This is a genomic window from Pseudomonas sp. MWU12-2319, assembly GCF_023242525.1.
Classification (GTDB): domain Bacteria; phylum Pseudomonadota; class Gammaproteobacteria; order Pseudomonadales; family Pseudomonadaceae; genus Aquipseudomonas; species Aquipseudomonas gingeri_D.
On record NZ_JALJES010000006.1, the window covers coordinates 319,797 to 333,551 of the forward strand.

Consider the following 13,755-nt stretch of genomic DNA (forward strand, 5'->3'; position numbering starts at 1 on the left):
TCAGCTATTTGCCTGCAACTGCTTGAGTTACCACACGGCGATATGGGAATCGGTACGCGGTTCGGTACCGCCGCACAGCACACCACTGAGCGGGTCGCGCAGAATGATCTGGCCACGTCCATATTCGGTGAGGTCACAGGTGATTTGCACCTGATGGCCGCGCCGCGCCAGCCCCATCGCCAGGTCCCGTGAAGCGCCCTGCTCGATACCCACCTTCATCTCCCCCAGCCATTGCCAGCGCGGTGCATCCAGGGCGGCCTGGGGGTTGAGAGCGAAGTCCACCAGGTTCATCACCATCTGCACGTGGCCCTGGGGCTGCATATAGCCGCCCATCACACCGAACGGCCCGAGGGGTTCGCTGCCCTGGCTGAGAAAGCCGGGGATGATCGTGTGATAGGTCTTCTTGCCGGGCACCAGGCAGTTGGCATGGCTCGGGTCGAGGCTGAATTCCTGCCCACGGTTCTGCAAGGCGATGCCGCTGTCGGGCAGCACCACGCCGGAACCGAAGCCGTGATAGTTGCTCTGGATAAACGAAACCATATTGCCTTCGGCATCGGCGCTGGCCAGGTACACCGTGCCGCTGGCATGGGGATCGCCAGGCTTGGGCGGCAGCGCCTGCTCGCCGATCTGCCCGCGGCGGCGGGCGCTGTAGTCGTCGCTGAGCAGGTCCGCCACCGCTACCCGCATATGCAAGGGGTCGGTGATGTAGTGCAGGCCGTCGCTGTAGGCCAGCTTCATGGCCTCCAGCTGGCGATGCCAGGTCTGCTGGCTGTCGCGATGGTCAAAGCTGAAGCCTTCAAGGATTTTCAACGCCATCAGCGCCACCAGCCCCTGGCCGCTGGGCGGGATTTCCCAGACGTCATAACCGCGGTAGTTGATATGGATCGGCTCGACCCACTGCGCGCGATAACCCTGCAGGTCGCTGCCGCGCAGGTAACCGCCGGTGGCACGGGAATGGGCATCCAGGCGCGCGGCCAGTTCACCGCGATACAGGCTTTCGCACGCCGTGGCGGCCAGCTCTTCAAGGGTCCGGGCCTGGGCCGGATTGCGGAACAGCTCGCCGGCCCGGGGGGCGCGGCCCTCGATCAGGAACGTCTCGAACCAGGGCTCGAGCACGGCGTCGCGATGGGGGCTGAATTCCACCAATGCCTGCTGCCATTTGTAGGCGATGACCGGCGACACGGGAAAACCCTCCCGGGCCAGGCTGATGGCCGGCTGCAGCAGCTCGGCAAAGGGCAACTTGCCAAAGCGTTTCGACAATTCGGCCCAGGCCGACGGGCAGCCCGGTACGGTTACCGGGGTCCAACCATACAGCGGCATTTGTGTATGCCCCGCCGCCTTGACCGCCTCGATGCTCAGGGCCTCCGGGGCCTGGCCGTTGCCGTTGAGGCCGTGCAGTTTGCCCTTGCACCAGACCAGCGCGAAGGCATCGCCACCGAGGCCACAGCCGGTGGGCTCGACCACCGTCAGCGCCGCCGCCGTGGCGATGGCAGCGTCAATCGCATTGCCGCCCTTGCGCATGATCTCGATGCCGGCTTCCGCGGCCAGGGGTTGCGAGGCCGCCACCATGCCACGGCGGGCAAACACGCTCTGGCGTTGCGACGGATAAGGATATTCGTGGGCAGAAAATTTCAACATGGCAAAAGTTCTTCCAAACAAGGGTTGGTTTCACAACACACGGCTGAGAAAAGCTTGGGTACGCGGATGCGCGGGCCGACTGAAAATCTGCTCCGGTGGCCCCTGCTCGATCAGTTCCCCCTGGTCGAGGACCACCACGCGGTCGGCGACTTCCCGGGCAAAGCCCATTTCGTGGGTCACCACCACCATGGTCATGCCCTCCTCGGCCAACTGCTTCATCACCTGCAACACCTCGCCGACGGTTTCCGGGTCGAGGGCGCTGGTGGGCTCGTCGAACAGCATGGCCTGGGGCTTCATCGCCAGGGCCCGGGCGATCGCCACCCGCTGCTGCTGACCGCCGGAAAGCATCGAGGGGTAATGCCCCGCCTTGTCCGCCAGGCCGACCCGGGCGAGCAAGGCCCGCGCCTGCTCCAGCGCCTCGGCCCGCGACATGCCGAGCACCTGGATCGGTGCCTCGATGATATTTTCCAGGGCGGTCATATGGGGGAACAGGTTGAAACGCTGGAAGACCATGCCGATATCCCGGCGCTGACGGGCGATATTGCGTTCGGAGTCACGCACCAGGCTGCCGTCGGCACGCTCGCGGTAACCCATGGCCCGGCCGTTGACGCGAATACGCCCACCCTGGATATCTTCCAGCAGGTTGATGCAGCGGATGAAGGTGGTCTTGCCCGAGCCCGAGGCGCCGATCAGCACCACCACTTCACCGCGGCGTACCTGCAGGGAAATGCCCTTGAGGATCTGCAAGTCGCCAAAGGACTTTTGAATGTCCAGCGCTTCGATGATCAGTTCTTCGCTCTTGTGCGCCATGTTCAACGCCCCCTCAGCAGTTTAAAGGCACTGCGACCAAACATTCGGCTGGAGGCCGGCGGCGGTGACGACGGCCGGTCCGACTGACCGAAGCGTGCTTCGAGCCAGCGCTGGAAGAAGCCCCACAGTGTAGTGAGCAACAGGAAATAGATCGCCACCACCAGGTACAGTTCGAACACCCGGAAGGTCGCCGAGGTCACCATCTGTGTACTCAGCAACAACTCCTGCACCCCGATCACACTGACCAGCGTGGTGTTCTTGAGCATCACGTTGAACTCGTTGCCCAGCGCCGGCACGATCACCCGGAAGGCCTGGGGCAGGACGATACGCCGCATCAGTTTGCCGAAGGTCATGCCCAGCGAACGTCCGGCCTCGTACTGGCCCTTGTCCACCGCACCGATCCCGGCGCGGATGATCTCAGCCATATAGGCGCCTTCGTTCAGGCCCAGGGCGATGATCGCCGCCTGGATATTGCCCGGTATCACCAAGCCGAACAGTTCCAGGTCCTCGAAACGAAAGATCCCGCCGGCCGCCAGCGCGGTGTAGAGAAAGACGATCTGCACCAGCAACGGCGTGCCGCGCATCAGCCACACGTAGAAACGTACCGGCAGGTGCAGCAAGGGATTGCGTGACAGCCGCAGCAACGCCGCGGCCAGCCCGAGTACACAGCCCAGCGACATCGCCAGCACGCTGATCAGGCAGGTCAGCCAGAGCCCGGTGAGGTAGACCCCGCTGGGCTGCAACAGGTACTGCCAGAACACTTGCCAATTGAAGTTCATCGGGCGCCCGCCTCAGTCGAGTGTGTCGCTGGCGACATGCCATTTGCCCAGCAGTTGGGCGTAGCTGCCATCACTGCGCATATCAGTGACGATCTGCTGCACGGCCTTGCCCAGTTGCGGATCGTCCTTGCGAATCCCCAGGCCAGTGAGAATCCGGCTGAAGGCCGGCACGCCCTCTTCGAACAGATCGGGGGCCATGGCGGCGTAGTAACCGGCGGTTTCCACGGTGGTGCCGTAGGCGTCGACCTGGCTGATACGCAGGGCCTGGAAGGCATCGGTGTCGGTGTTGTAGACCACCAGCTTCATCGGCGTCTTGCCGGCCTTGGCCAGGGTGTCGTTTTCGGCGTCGAGCAGGGTCTTGATGGTCGAGCCGTTGAGCACCGCCACCTTGTGCCCGGAGAGATCGTCCAGGGCCTTGATGTGCTTCGGATTGCCCTTGGGCACCACCACCGACTGGCTGGAATACATGTAGTTGACGATGTCGATCACTTCCCGCCGTTCGGGCTTGTCGAACAGTTGATCGACGATCATGTCGCATTGTTGCGCCAACAGCGCCGGCAGCAGCCCGGAGAAGGGAATGACCCGCCATTGCACCGTCTTGTTATCCAGCCGTTTGGCAATTTCCAGACCCAGGTCGACGGTCAGGCCCCTGGGCTTCTGGGCCTCGTCGAACGACACCAGCGGGGGTGAATCCATGCCCGAGCAATAGGTCAGTTTTGCGACCTTCTGCAAACGCTCCGGTACCTGGGGCGCGGCGACCGCCCCCTGCACCAGCAGCACCAGGGATACAGCGGCAAACAACACGCGAGGTTTATGCATGACCAGACACTCCTGTTCGTTGATAACGGGGCAGTTCTCAAAGTCAAGACACGGCCGGGCTTGAGCCCGGTTCTATTTTTTCGTTTGCAGAAAATCGATCAGCGCCGGCACCGTGCCCTCGATGTGCTGGCGCACCACGGCCTCGGCGTGCGCGGCATTGCCCGCGCGAATCGCGTCGAGGATCACCGCGTGTTCCTGGCGTGCGCTCAAGGGCTTTTCGCTATGTTGCAACCACAGGCGCATCGGCGCCTCGATCAGTGAATAGAGGGCCGATATCTGCTTCATCAGCCGTGGCCGGCCGCTGAGGCTGCACAGGTATTCATGGAAGGCCCGATGCCGGCTGACCCACTCGGCGCTTTCGTCGCGGTAGTCGTCCATCTCGTCGAGCATCCGTTCCAGGGCCGCCAACTGGCGTTCGCCGATCTTCGGCACGGCCACGCGGATCGCCAGGCCTTCGAGGGCACTGCGCATATCGAAGACTTCCTGCAGCTCGTCGAACTCCAGGCCGCTGACAATCGCCCCGCGATTGGGCCGCAGGGTCACCAGGCCCTGGGCGTCCAGGCGACGAAAGGCCTCGCGCACCGGCATGCGGCTCATGCCGATCTCGCCGGCGATGTCCTCGGCGATCAGCCGGTCGCCTTTGCGGTAACGACCGCCACAGATCGCCTCCAGCAGAAAGGTGTAGGCCTCCTCCTCGGCGGTCCGGGGCTGACGGTCAACGTAAGCGGGAGCGAATTGCATGGGAAGCACCTTTGTCTTTTTGTATCCAATTATCCATGAATACAAAAAAGCATAACGCGTGCCAGCTTCCTGAAAATGCATTCAAGGGTTTGATAGGAATAGGCTTTTGTCAGAAACAGGGCCATTCAGGAGGGAGTGGCGTAACGGCTGACTGCTACAAAAGCGCGCAGGGACGCGCCAAAGAGGTGAAGCAAAGTATCCGGTAACACCTCGGCTAGCGGGCGCCGGAAGCGCGCTCGACCTTGAGCGTATTGGACTCAAGTTCCTCGCGCAGTTCCTCAAGTAGCCGCAGTGCCCCTTCGCGCCGGTGCAACAGGTTCAGGGCTATGCCCGTGACCATCAGGTCGACCCGCCCGCTCTCGGGGTCATAGACCCTGACACTCAGCGACGCTTCGCCCAGCAGGCATTCACAGGCAAGGGGCGCAAAGCCGCTTTCGAGCAAGCTGCGTAATTCCATTAGAGAGAGCACACCGGTGAGTCCCGTACCTGGTTATTCGTCACGCGGGCGACCCGCCCGCGCGTCAGGCAATCATGCTAAGAAAAACCGTGGAAGCTCTACACCCGTATATGCACTGGTGGCACTGGTGCATTTGCACCCTCAACGCCTGGTGACAAACAAGCCACGTTCGCGCGCCCAGACAATCGCCTCGCTGCGGCTGTGCACGTCGAGCTTGGAGTACACCGTGGCTACATGATTGCGTACGGTATTGAGGGCCAGTTCGAGCCGTGCGGCGATTTCCTTGTCCGCCAGGCCCTCGCAGATCAGGCCCAGCACATCGCGTTCGCGCGGCGTCAGGTCGGCGAGGGAAAAGCCCGGCAGGTTGGGCGCACTGACACTTTTCACCGTGGCGAGCTTTTCGATCAGCTTCTGGCTGAACCAGGACGCGTCCTGCATCACCGCTTCGATGGCCGTCACCAGCTCCAGCTCCGAACGTTTGCGCTCGGTGATATTGGTCAGCACCAGCAGGTAACAGGGCGCGTCCTGGATCAGCACGGTGTCGGCCGACAGCACGCAATCGATGGGCTCACCGTTCTTCTGGCGGATCCTGAGGTCCAGGCCCTCCAGGCGGCCGGTTTTTTCCAGGGCCACGAACAGTCGTTCGCACAACACCCCATCCTCGATAAACCCCACGGCCTGGACACTGTGCCCAAGCAATTCTTCGGCGGCATAACCGGTGATATTCAGGAAGGCTTCATTGGCGTCCATCAGTTGCTGGTTGTCCGCACTGCAGAGCAGGGTCGGTACCGGTGTCAGCCGAAAGGCCTTGGCAAAACGCTCCTCGCTCTGGCGCAAGGCGATTTCGATCTTGCGTCGCGGCTCCAGGTCCATAAAGGAAAACAGCATGCAGTTGTCCTCGTGGATATCCAGGGGCTGGCCGGCGACGATCACCAGTTTGCTGCCACCGTCCGCCAGCCTGATCTCCGCCTGCATCTGCGCAATGGTGGCGCCCTCCCCCAGGCGCTGGATGGCCAGGTCCCGGCGCTCGGCGTTTTCGAGCACATCCAGTTCGTAGACCGAGCGACCGATGACCTGTTCGCGGCTGTAGCCGGTCATCTCCAGGAAGCCCTGGTTGACCTTGACGTAGCGCAGGTCGCTGAGCCGACAGATCACCGCCGGTGCCGGGTTGGCACTGAAGGCTTTCTCGAAGCGCTGTTCGGCACTGGCCCAGTCGGTGGCGTTGCTGATGATCAGCACCAGGGACTCGGGGTCGCCGGCGCGATTGGTCAGGATCATGCTGCTGATACGCAGCACGCACAGGGGCGTCTGCTCATCGGCCTGGACACTCATCTCGACCACCACATCGTCAAAGGTCTCGCCATTGGCGACCCGGACGATGGGGTATTGGTCGGCGCTCAGGGGATGGTTGTTGCGATAACGCAGGTTGAAGCGTTCCTGATACTGCTCGGCATTGGCGCCCAGTTCGCTGAGCTGGCTGACGCCATGCATGGCCAGTGCGGCATCGTTGGCCCAGAGAATGCTCTGGTCGACCTCGATCAGGATCACGCCTTCGGACAGGCCGGCGATGATCTGCTGCAACTGGCGGCGGTTGGTTTCGGTCGCGAGGACATCCTGGCTCATCGTTTCTCCCAAGTGGCCCGGTTAGGTCAAACATCTGACCCCCGTGCAACGCGCAAGTGCAATTGGAAAAACGTCGGGCCGGTCAGTGTTGCAACGAAGCACTGATCCAGTTTTTCAGATCCTCGACTTCCGTGGCGCTGATGGTGTGGCCGACGCCGGGATAGGAGTGAAACTGCGGCTCGATGGACAGGCCCTTCAGCACGCCCAGGGCCTCGGTCGCCCCGGCATAAGGCACCTGCGGATCGGCGGTGCCATGGCCGATAAAGACCTTCAACCCAGAGTACTTCGCCCCGCCCTTGAGTTCCGAACGCAACGCCGGCAACACCCGGCCGCTGAGGGAGGCGATACCGCGCAGGACCTCGGGATGCCGCAGCGCAACCTCATAAGTCATCATTGCGCCCTGGCTGAAACCCACCAGGAACACCTTGTCGGGCTGGGTGTGGTATTTCTCCGTGACCCGGGTGACAAAGTCGGTGATGGCCGCGGCGCTCTGCAACAGGTCGCCGCTGTCGCCGTCGTACTGCGCCTCCCCGACCTTCTTGTGGAACCACTGGTAGGCGCCCAGGTCCAGTTCCAGGCGGCCGCGCACCGAAAGTACGGTGTAGTTGGCCGGCAGGTCGTCCTTGATGCCGAACAGATCGTCTTCGTTGCTGCCGTAACCATGCAGGAAAATCACCAACGGCTGGTCCTGGGTATCGGCATTGGCCTGGGCCTGGTAGGTCAACGGCATATCGGCGAGCAGTTCGGCCTGTGCCGCCGACGCGGTGCAGGCCAGCAACAAGGCCAGGGCCAGGGGTTTGAGCATGGTCGGGGTTCTCCGGGCGTTCGGTGGGGCGCCCAGCTTAGCACTGGCGGCGCGCCCCACCGAATCACTCAGCTCTCGGGAACGCCCTGCTCCCAGGCTTTCCAGTTGCCGAGGATCGCCTGCACCAACGGGTTACCCGCGCGGTACAGGTTTTCCAGGGCCGGGACAAAACCGCCCTGGTCGGCATACTTGAGCAGGTTGTCGACTTCGCTGTAGCCCGGATACGGCCGGTCGAAATCCGAACCGGCACGGACCACGGCCAGGCGATTGATATCCACCCGCCCGGCCTTGCTCGCGCGGAGCAAGGCTTCGTAGGTGGAGTTATCTTCCTGCTGGGTGGTGCAGTAGACGCCCTTGTTGTCCGTCAGCAAGCGGGTCCAGACCTCGGCCCGTTCACTCAGGCGTGTCCCGGAGAACCAGGTGTTGCCCGCCAGGGTGTCGCAGCGGCTCACGACCGGCGGCTGGTTGGCTGGTGCATAAGGGTATTTGACCCGCCAGGCCGCGGATTCCTTGCTCTCGCTCAAGCTCACCTGATGCGACAGGGCAAACGCCTTGGCCTGCAGCTTGGGGTTGAGTTCGAAGACTTCGGTCTTGTAGTCCAGCGGCGGCTTCTCGTTCGGCCCGCGGGTGTTGATGCCAATGTAGCCGGTGGGCCAGTCTTTCGGCGCATCCCGCGCGTCCAGTTCCCACTGGGTGCCGAACTCCACCAGGTAGTGGGCCCAGGCCGCGGTGCCGATGGTGCCTTGATGGGGGTTGATCCCGGCAATGCCGGCAATCAGGAAGTACGACTGGCGCAGGTCGAACTGCGGCGACAACGCCAGGGCCAGGGTCGAAGCGGCGGCGTTGGTCTGGCCCATGCCGGTCACCAGCAGGCAGGTGTCCTGGTCATTGCAGCGAATGTTCGGGTACTCGGCGCTGAGGCCCGGTACCGGGATTTCATGCTTGAGGGCCAGGCGATCGATCCAGGTCTGCGCTTCCGGCGCGAACATGGTGATCAACATGACCTTGGGCTTGATCGGCACCGTCGGTGCGGCCCAGGCCAGCTGTCCGGCCAGGCTGCCGAGCAGCAGGCCAGCGATAAGGGTGTGACGAGTCACAGTACGCATGAACGCTCCTATTAACGAGGGTTTCAGAATTGGTAGCCGACGCCGGCGTAATAACCCCAGCCGTTGGAACGGGCGCGGAAATCGTCGTCGCCGAAATTCAGCTGACTGCCGTCGCGCCAGTTGCCGCCGTTGTGGAAATAGCGTCCCACCAGGGTAAAACGCAAATGTGTAAAGGAATACAGCAGCACGTTGGTCGCCACCGTGGCATTGGCGGTACGCGCCGGATCGGTCTTGTGCAGGTCGGAGCCGAAATCGAAGTTGGTAAAGCCGATATAGGTCAGCGACGCGCCATTGCCGAAGTGGTCGATGGGCACGATGTACTTGAGCTGGGCGCGGTAGCCGTCCCACGAATACTCGTTGTTCGCGCCGTAGTTCTCCCACTGGTAGCGCCCGTAGAAGTTGGCCGACAGATTGACCCGCGAATGGGTGTCGATATCGGTACCCAGGCCGCTGTAGAGGGTATTGGCGCGGTTGGCGGTGCGGCTGCCGTGATCGTAGATCCAGTCGAAGGCCACATACCATTCCTTGAACGGGCCGAGCGCCAGGCTGCGGCCGCTGAGGGCGTCGATGGAGATGCGTGGTTCGTGCTCCATGAACACCGGCGAGCCGTGGTCCCAGGCGCCCTGGTCATGGCTGTTGCCGATGCCGAAGACCTTCGGGATATCGACATAGCCGTAAAGTTCGAACGGGCCCTTACGACCGAAGTATTCGTATTCCAGGTAGACGTCATCGGCCGGACGAGGCCCGAAACTGATGTCCCTGCTGCCGATCACGGTCAGGTCCTGGTTGAACCAGTCGGACAGGTAGGCGCCCTGCTTCGCCGCAGGTCCTGCATCGGGGCTCAGTGCTTCGCCCTGGGCGGACTCATCGACAGGGGCCGATTGGGCCTGGGCTTCGCCATGGGTCTGCAGTGTCAGGCTGCCGAACAGCAGGGACAGTGCAAGACGGGTAAAACGCGGGGATGGCACGGCGTGCCGGAGCAGCGGCTGGAACAAGACGGACATTGAAACTCCCTGTTTTTATAGTGTTCGGTGGAAACGGCCAGGCGTACCGTCCTCCGATGGTGCGGCACTCCCTGGCCTCACCCACAACCTTACATATAGCGGTAACAAGCGCCTACAAAATATTGAAATATATGGAAATGAAATGTCAAAACTGTCGATTGGGTCAGGGAATTCGGGGGCAAATGCTGGATTGCTATCGTCAGCAATCCAGCCCCCACAGGGATCAAAGCGCCTGGAGACGCTCGACGATCTGGTTCTTCACTTTCAGTCGCCGTTCCTTCAGCGTTCGCAACGGATCATCCGCCGCCTGGGCCGACTCGGCCGCCAGCACTTCCTTGTCGATATCGTCGTATTGATCAAGCAGTTGGTTGAGCCTGGGGTCCTTGCTCCTGTGTTGCGCCAGCGCCTCTTTGTTCAACTTCAGGTCCGCGAGCAAATCGTGCTTGACCGGCATATCGTCACCTCTTGGTTCTGTGGGCAATACATGAAGTTCCAGAGCCGCCCCTTCATGAAAGGTTCAAGGCGATGCATCCCTAAGCAATAGCACGCCCTGGCCCTCCTTGCCTCAAAGCTTAGCTTTACGCCGACGTACCCACAGTGTCGCCAACCCGGCCAATAGCGCCAGGACGCCTACGATCAGCGCCACCTTGTAAGGCCGCAACGCCGAACGCACGGCGTTCAACGGCTCGGTCAGATAACGCTTGTTGGCCTGGTCGAAGTTCGGCTCCTGGCATTGCTGGCCGAAATTCGTCGCCCAGCTCACATACGGACCCTGCTCGACATAACGCTGGTAGAACTGGATTTCCTCATCACTCCCGGCGACCCAGCTCGCCGCCTTGCACAGCACGGCGGCGAAAGCCTGGCTGCTATGGGGCAACTGGTCGGCGGCCTGGCTGGCCAGGTCCGCAGCGACCCAACGATAGTGATAACGCCGGTCGGGCTTGGCCACGGTGGCCTGCTGTCGCTGGATTTCCGCAGTTTGCAAAAACGGCACCGGTTGCAACGGGGGCATCTCCAGGCTGTAGTTTCCGTCCAGGGAGCGGTAATCCGGCGCCATCTCATAGCCGAGGATTTCCATGCCCGACTTGCGCGCCAACGTGGCGGCGGCAAACAACGACTCGGCACGCCCGGTGGCGGTCCAACGCGACACTGCCTGCTGGCGATCGCGGCCATAGTCCTGCGCGGTGGCCTGCAATTCGGGGCTGGTGAAGTATTCCGGCGCTTCATCATAGCGCCCCTCACGCAGCAGGCGTCGGCCCAGCAGTTCACGTAGCTGCGGGCGCCGCACGTAACTCTCCATGTCCTTGCCTTCGGGTTTGGCCGCGGCTGCGGGCGCATGGGCATCGACATAAGTTTTCAGTTCGTCGGTCGTCAGCACCCGCTCGGCCACGGTCGCGGCATCTAGCCAATAGATATCCTGGCTGCGGTAAAGCTGGTCGAACGCTTGCAGGTAGTCGCCACGGTCCAGTGCCAGGATCGCGCTTTCACCCTCGACCCGGCAACCGGGCTGCACGGTCTCGAAGCTCCAGTCCGGCGCCCGCCGCGTACCCCAGGCTTCATCCTTGGGAAAGGCCTTGGCCGCCTTGGCATAAGCGCTGGCGGCCTGGACCTTGTCGCCGTCGCGCAGGGCCAGCTTGGCCCGCACCCACCATGCCAGGCCACCGTCGCCGGCGTGTTCGACAAAGGCCCTGGCTCCCGCGTAGTCACCCTTCTGGTAACTCAGGGCCGCCAGGCGATCAGCGTTGTCCAGGCTGCCGGCGGCACTGGCCAGCAACATCTTGGACAGTCGCTGCTGGCCCTCAGGCGACTCATCGAAGATCCAGCCAACTCGGCTCAACAGATAAGCGGTCAAGAGTGCCTGGACGTTTTTCTCCTTGAGCACGACGCTCAACTGTTCATCCGGCAACTTTGTCAGCTCACCGACGACCTGCTGAAGCGAGGAGTTGCCCGTGCCGGACCCCAACTGGCTCTGGCTGGCATACAGCGCGATGGCACCCTCCCAGTCGTTGTCGAGCATGGCCAGCCGGGCTTCCTCGCCGAGGCTGGCAATCCCCAGCTCCAGCGGATCGCTGAAATCCCCGGCACTCAAGGTCCGCGTCTGCTGGAACGCGAGCCGGGCCTGGGCCAACAACTGGGCATCGGTGACAACCGCGGGCGTGCGGCCCCCGGCGTTATCGGTCTCCCCTTCGGCCTGGACGCTGAGGGCCACCAGCGCCCGTCCCAGGGAGTACGCAGCCCAGGTGCTGCGCAACTTGCGCTGGTCGGCCGGCAAGGCCAGGACCTGACGGAAGTACTCTACCGCCCGCTGCGCATCACCGGCCTGGAAGGCCACGGCACCGGCGATATACAGCCGCAGCTCGGCCGGCAGGCTGGCGCCCTGGGTCTCGACCTGTTGCGGGTCTTGTAGGCCGCGCAAGCGCGTCACCTCGGCGCGCAGGTTTTCTGGCAGCTCGCTGGCCTCGACCTTATCCCGTTGCTCGCGATAAGGCTTGTTGCTGTCGTCGCTGTCCCAGTACGGCGTGAGGGTCGCATCGGTCGCCGCTTTCAGGCCGGTTACGGCTTGTCCAATACGACTGACTTCGAAGGCGAAGTTGGTTTCCGGCAGATCGGCCAGGGACTGGGCACGATCGCTCAACAGACGCAGGGGGAAGTCCGGACCGCAGGCCAATGCCGATAACGGCAGACTGAGGGACAGGCACAGCAGGTGCCGAGGCCAGTTACGGGTAGACATTCCAAGCTCCTTGATCGATTCGGGTACAGCGCGCCCAGCCGAGCGCACGTTGGCCGTCAGCGGCGATACGCGCGCTGGACTGGCGGGTAAAAATGAGCTGCTTCGGTGTTTGCCGCAAGGTGTAGCCATTGATGCCGTCGACGCCATCACACTGCTCGGCATCCAGTACCACGCGCTCGGGTAGCGGCCGGTCGAGATTGCCGACATTGGCCAGGCGTATGTCGTAGAGGCCGTCGTGGGCCGACAGTTCAACCTGCCATTGACTTGAGAGCGCTTCGCCACGGGCCACCGCGCGCAGGGTCGCCAGGCTCCAGGCGCGGCGATCACCGGGCAGCGGCAGGCGAAACCAGATCAGCCCGGCCAGATGCGCCGGCGGCTTGGTCCGCAGTTGTTGGGCCAGGGTTGCCAGTTGCTGCGGATCGGCCAACAGTTCGCGGCGTTCGCCGCCACGGTTCAGCGCGACTTCACCTTCGACCACCGGCCCACCCTGATCGTCCGGCAACAAGGCCACGCCATAGGCCGGCAGCGCCAGATAAAACGGCTTGTCGCTGACCCGCCCCCAGCGCTCGGCCCAGTCCCTGGCTTGGCCAGGATTGAACAGCCCGAGCCTCGGGTTGCTCACGGCATGCACCTGCAACACGCTGCTGTCGACCGCCTGCAACAAGGCCGGCAACTGCGGGCTGTCGAGCCAGGCCGGCAAGGCGGTGATGCTCAGTTTCAATGAAGGTGGCAACAGGCCGCGCAGTTTGACCAGGAAATCGGTATAACCCGGCAGGCGTGCGCTACCGCTGTCATGGTCGATTTCCAGCCCGGCGGGCGCCACGCCGCCAGCCTGCCAATCGGCCAGCAGCGTCGAGATTTGCGTGCGCGCGAGGTCCAGATCCAGGGCCGGAAGCTGGCCGTCGAGGCGAACCACCGCGATCACCGGCCGGCCATCGGCCTTGAGTTGCGCCAGATCCACCCGCGCCCTGCTCCACCCGGCCTTGGGCTGGGCCTGCAGGGCCAGCACCCGCAAGGTCGAGAAGTCCGCCCGGCTCCGGGCCAGGGCCTGCTCATGGGCCGGGCGCCATTGGCGTTGCCAGATATAGAGTTGTTGGTCGAGGGGCGTTGTCGGTGCGGGCTGGCAGCCGCTGAACAGCAAGAGCAGGCCGAGGGGCACCAGCCTGCGGGCAGAAAAAATCAAGGACATACGAACCCTTATCGAACACGGCGGGCCTGTTTTGCCGGCATATTACCTCAACA

Annotated in this window: 13 protein-coding genes; all 13 read right to left on the bottom strand. The window is 63.0% G+C overall.

Going from position 1 to position 13,755, the window contains the following annotated elements:
* Positions 1–27: 27 nt before the first annotated feature.
* Complete coding sequence (locus tag M5C01_RS12910; protein WP_152739153.1) at positions 28–1,638, bottom strand: gamma-glutamyltransferase family protein; 1,611 nt, start codon at positions 1,636–1,638, stop codon at positions 28–30.
* 30 nt (positions 1,639–1,668) lie between these two features.
* Entirely contained in the window at positions 1,669–2,448 is a 780-nt protein-coding gene (locus tag M5C01_RS12915; protein WP_152739156.1) for an amino acid ABC transporter ATP-binding protein, read from the bottom strand.
* Between the two features lie 2 nt (positions 2,449–2,450).
* Positions 2,451–3,227, bottom strand: a complete 777-nt coding sequence (locus M5C01_RS12920; RefSeq protein WP_152739157.1) for an amino acid ABC transporter permease — start codon at positions 3,225–3,227, stop codon at positions 2,451–2,453.
* Between the two features lie 12 nt (positions 3,228–3,239).
* Complete coding sequence (locus tag M5C01_RS12925) at positions 3,240–4,046, bottom strand: ABC transporter substrate-binding protein (protein ID WP_103497465.1); 807 nt, start codon at positions 4,044–4,046, stop codon at positions 3,240–3,242.
* A gap of 72 nt (positions 4,047–4,118) precedes the next feature.
* On the bottom strand, positions 4,119–4,787 hold the full coding sequence (locus M5C01_RS12930) for a GntR family transcriptional regulator (RefSeq protein WP_103497466.1): 669 nt from the start codon (positions 4,785–4,787) through the stop codon (positions 4,119–4,121).
* Positions 4,788–5,001: 214 nt separating this feature from the next.
* Positions 5,002–5,244 (bottom strand): DUF1652 domain-containing protein, encoded by a 243-nt coding sequence (locus M5C01_RS12935; protein WP_103497467.1) that lies wholly within the window; start codon positions 5,242–5,244, stop codon positions 5,002–5,004.
* A 141-nt stretch (positions 5,245–5,385) separates the two neighbouring features.
* A complete protein-coding gene (locus M5C01_RS12940) occupies positions 5,386–6,867 on the bottom strand; it encodes a helix-turn-helix transcriptional regulator (RefSeq protein ID WP_152739160.1) in 1,482 nt (493 codons plus the stop codon).
* An 82-nt stretch (positions 6,868–6,949) separates the two neighbouring features.
* Positions 6,950–7,672: a dienelactone hydrolase family protein gene (locus tag M5C01_RS12945; RefSeq protein ID WP_152739163.1), complete on the bottom strand. Its 723-nt coding sequence runs from the start codon at positions 7,670–7,672 to the stop codon at positions 6,950–6,952.
* A 68-nt stretch (positions 7,673–7,740) separates the two neighbouring features.
* Entirely contained in the window at positions 7,741–8,778 is a 1,038-nt protein-coding gene (locus M5C01_RS12950; protein WP_152739166.1) for a purine nucleoside permease, read from the bottom strand.
* Between the two features lie 23 nt (positions 8,779–8,801).
* Positions 8,802–9,782, bottom strand: coding sequence for a nucleoside-specific channel-forming protein Tsx (locus M5C01_RS12955; RefSeq protein WP_152739169.1), 981 nt, complete (start codon positions 9,780–9,782; stop codon positions 8,802–8,804).
* Between the two features lie 223 nt (positions 9,783–10,005).
* Positions 10,006–10,236 carry a hypothetical protein gene (locus tag M5C01_RS12960; protein WP_103497472.1) on the bottom strand — a complete coding sequence of 77 codons (231 nt, stop codon included), beginning with the start codon at positions 10,234–10,236 and terminating at the stop codon, positions 10,006–10,008.
* A 111-nt stretch (positions 10,237–10,347) separates the two neighbouring features.
* Complete coding sequence (locus M5C01_RS12965; protein WP_152739172.1) at positions 10,348–12,513, bottom strand: hypothetical protein; 2,166 nt, start codon at positions 12,511–12,513, stop codon at positions 10,348–10,350.
* Positions 12,500–13,702 (bottom strand): DUF3142 domain-containing protein, encoded by a 1,203-nt coding sequence (locus M5C01_RS12970; protein WP_152739175.1) that lies wholly within the window; start codon positions 13,700–13,702, stop codon positions 12,500–12,502. Before M5C01_RS12970 ends, M5C01_RS12965 begins: the two co-directional genes overlap by 14 nt.
* Positions 13,703–13,755 lie beyond the last annotated feature (53 nt).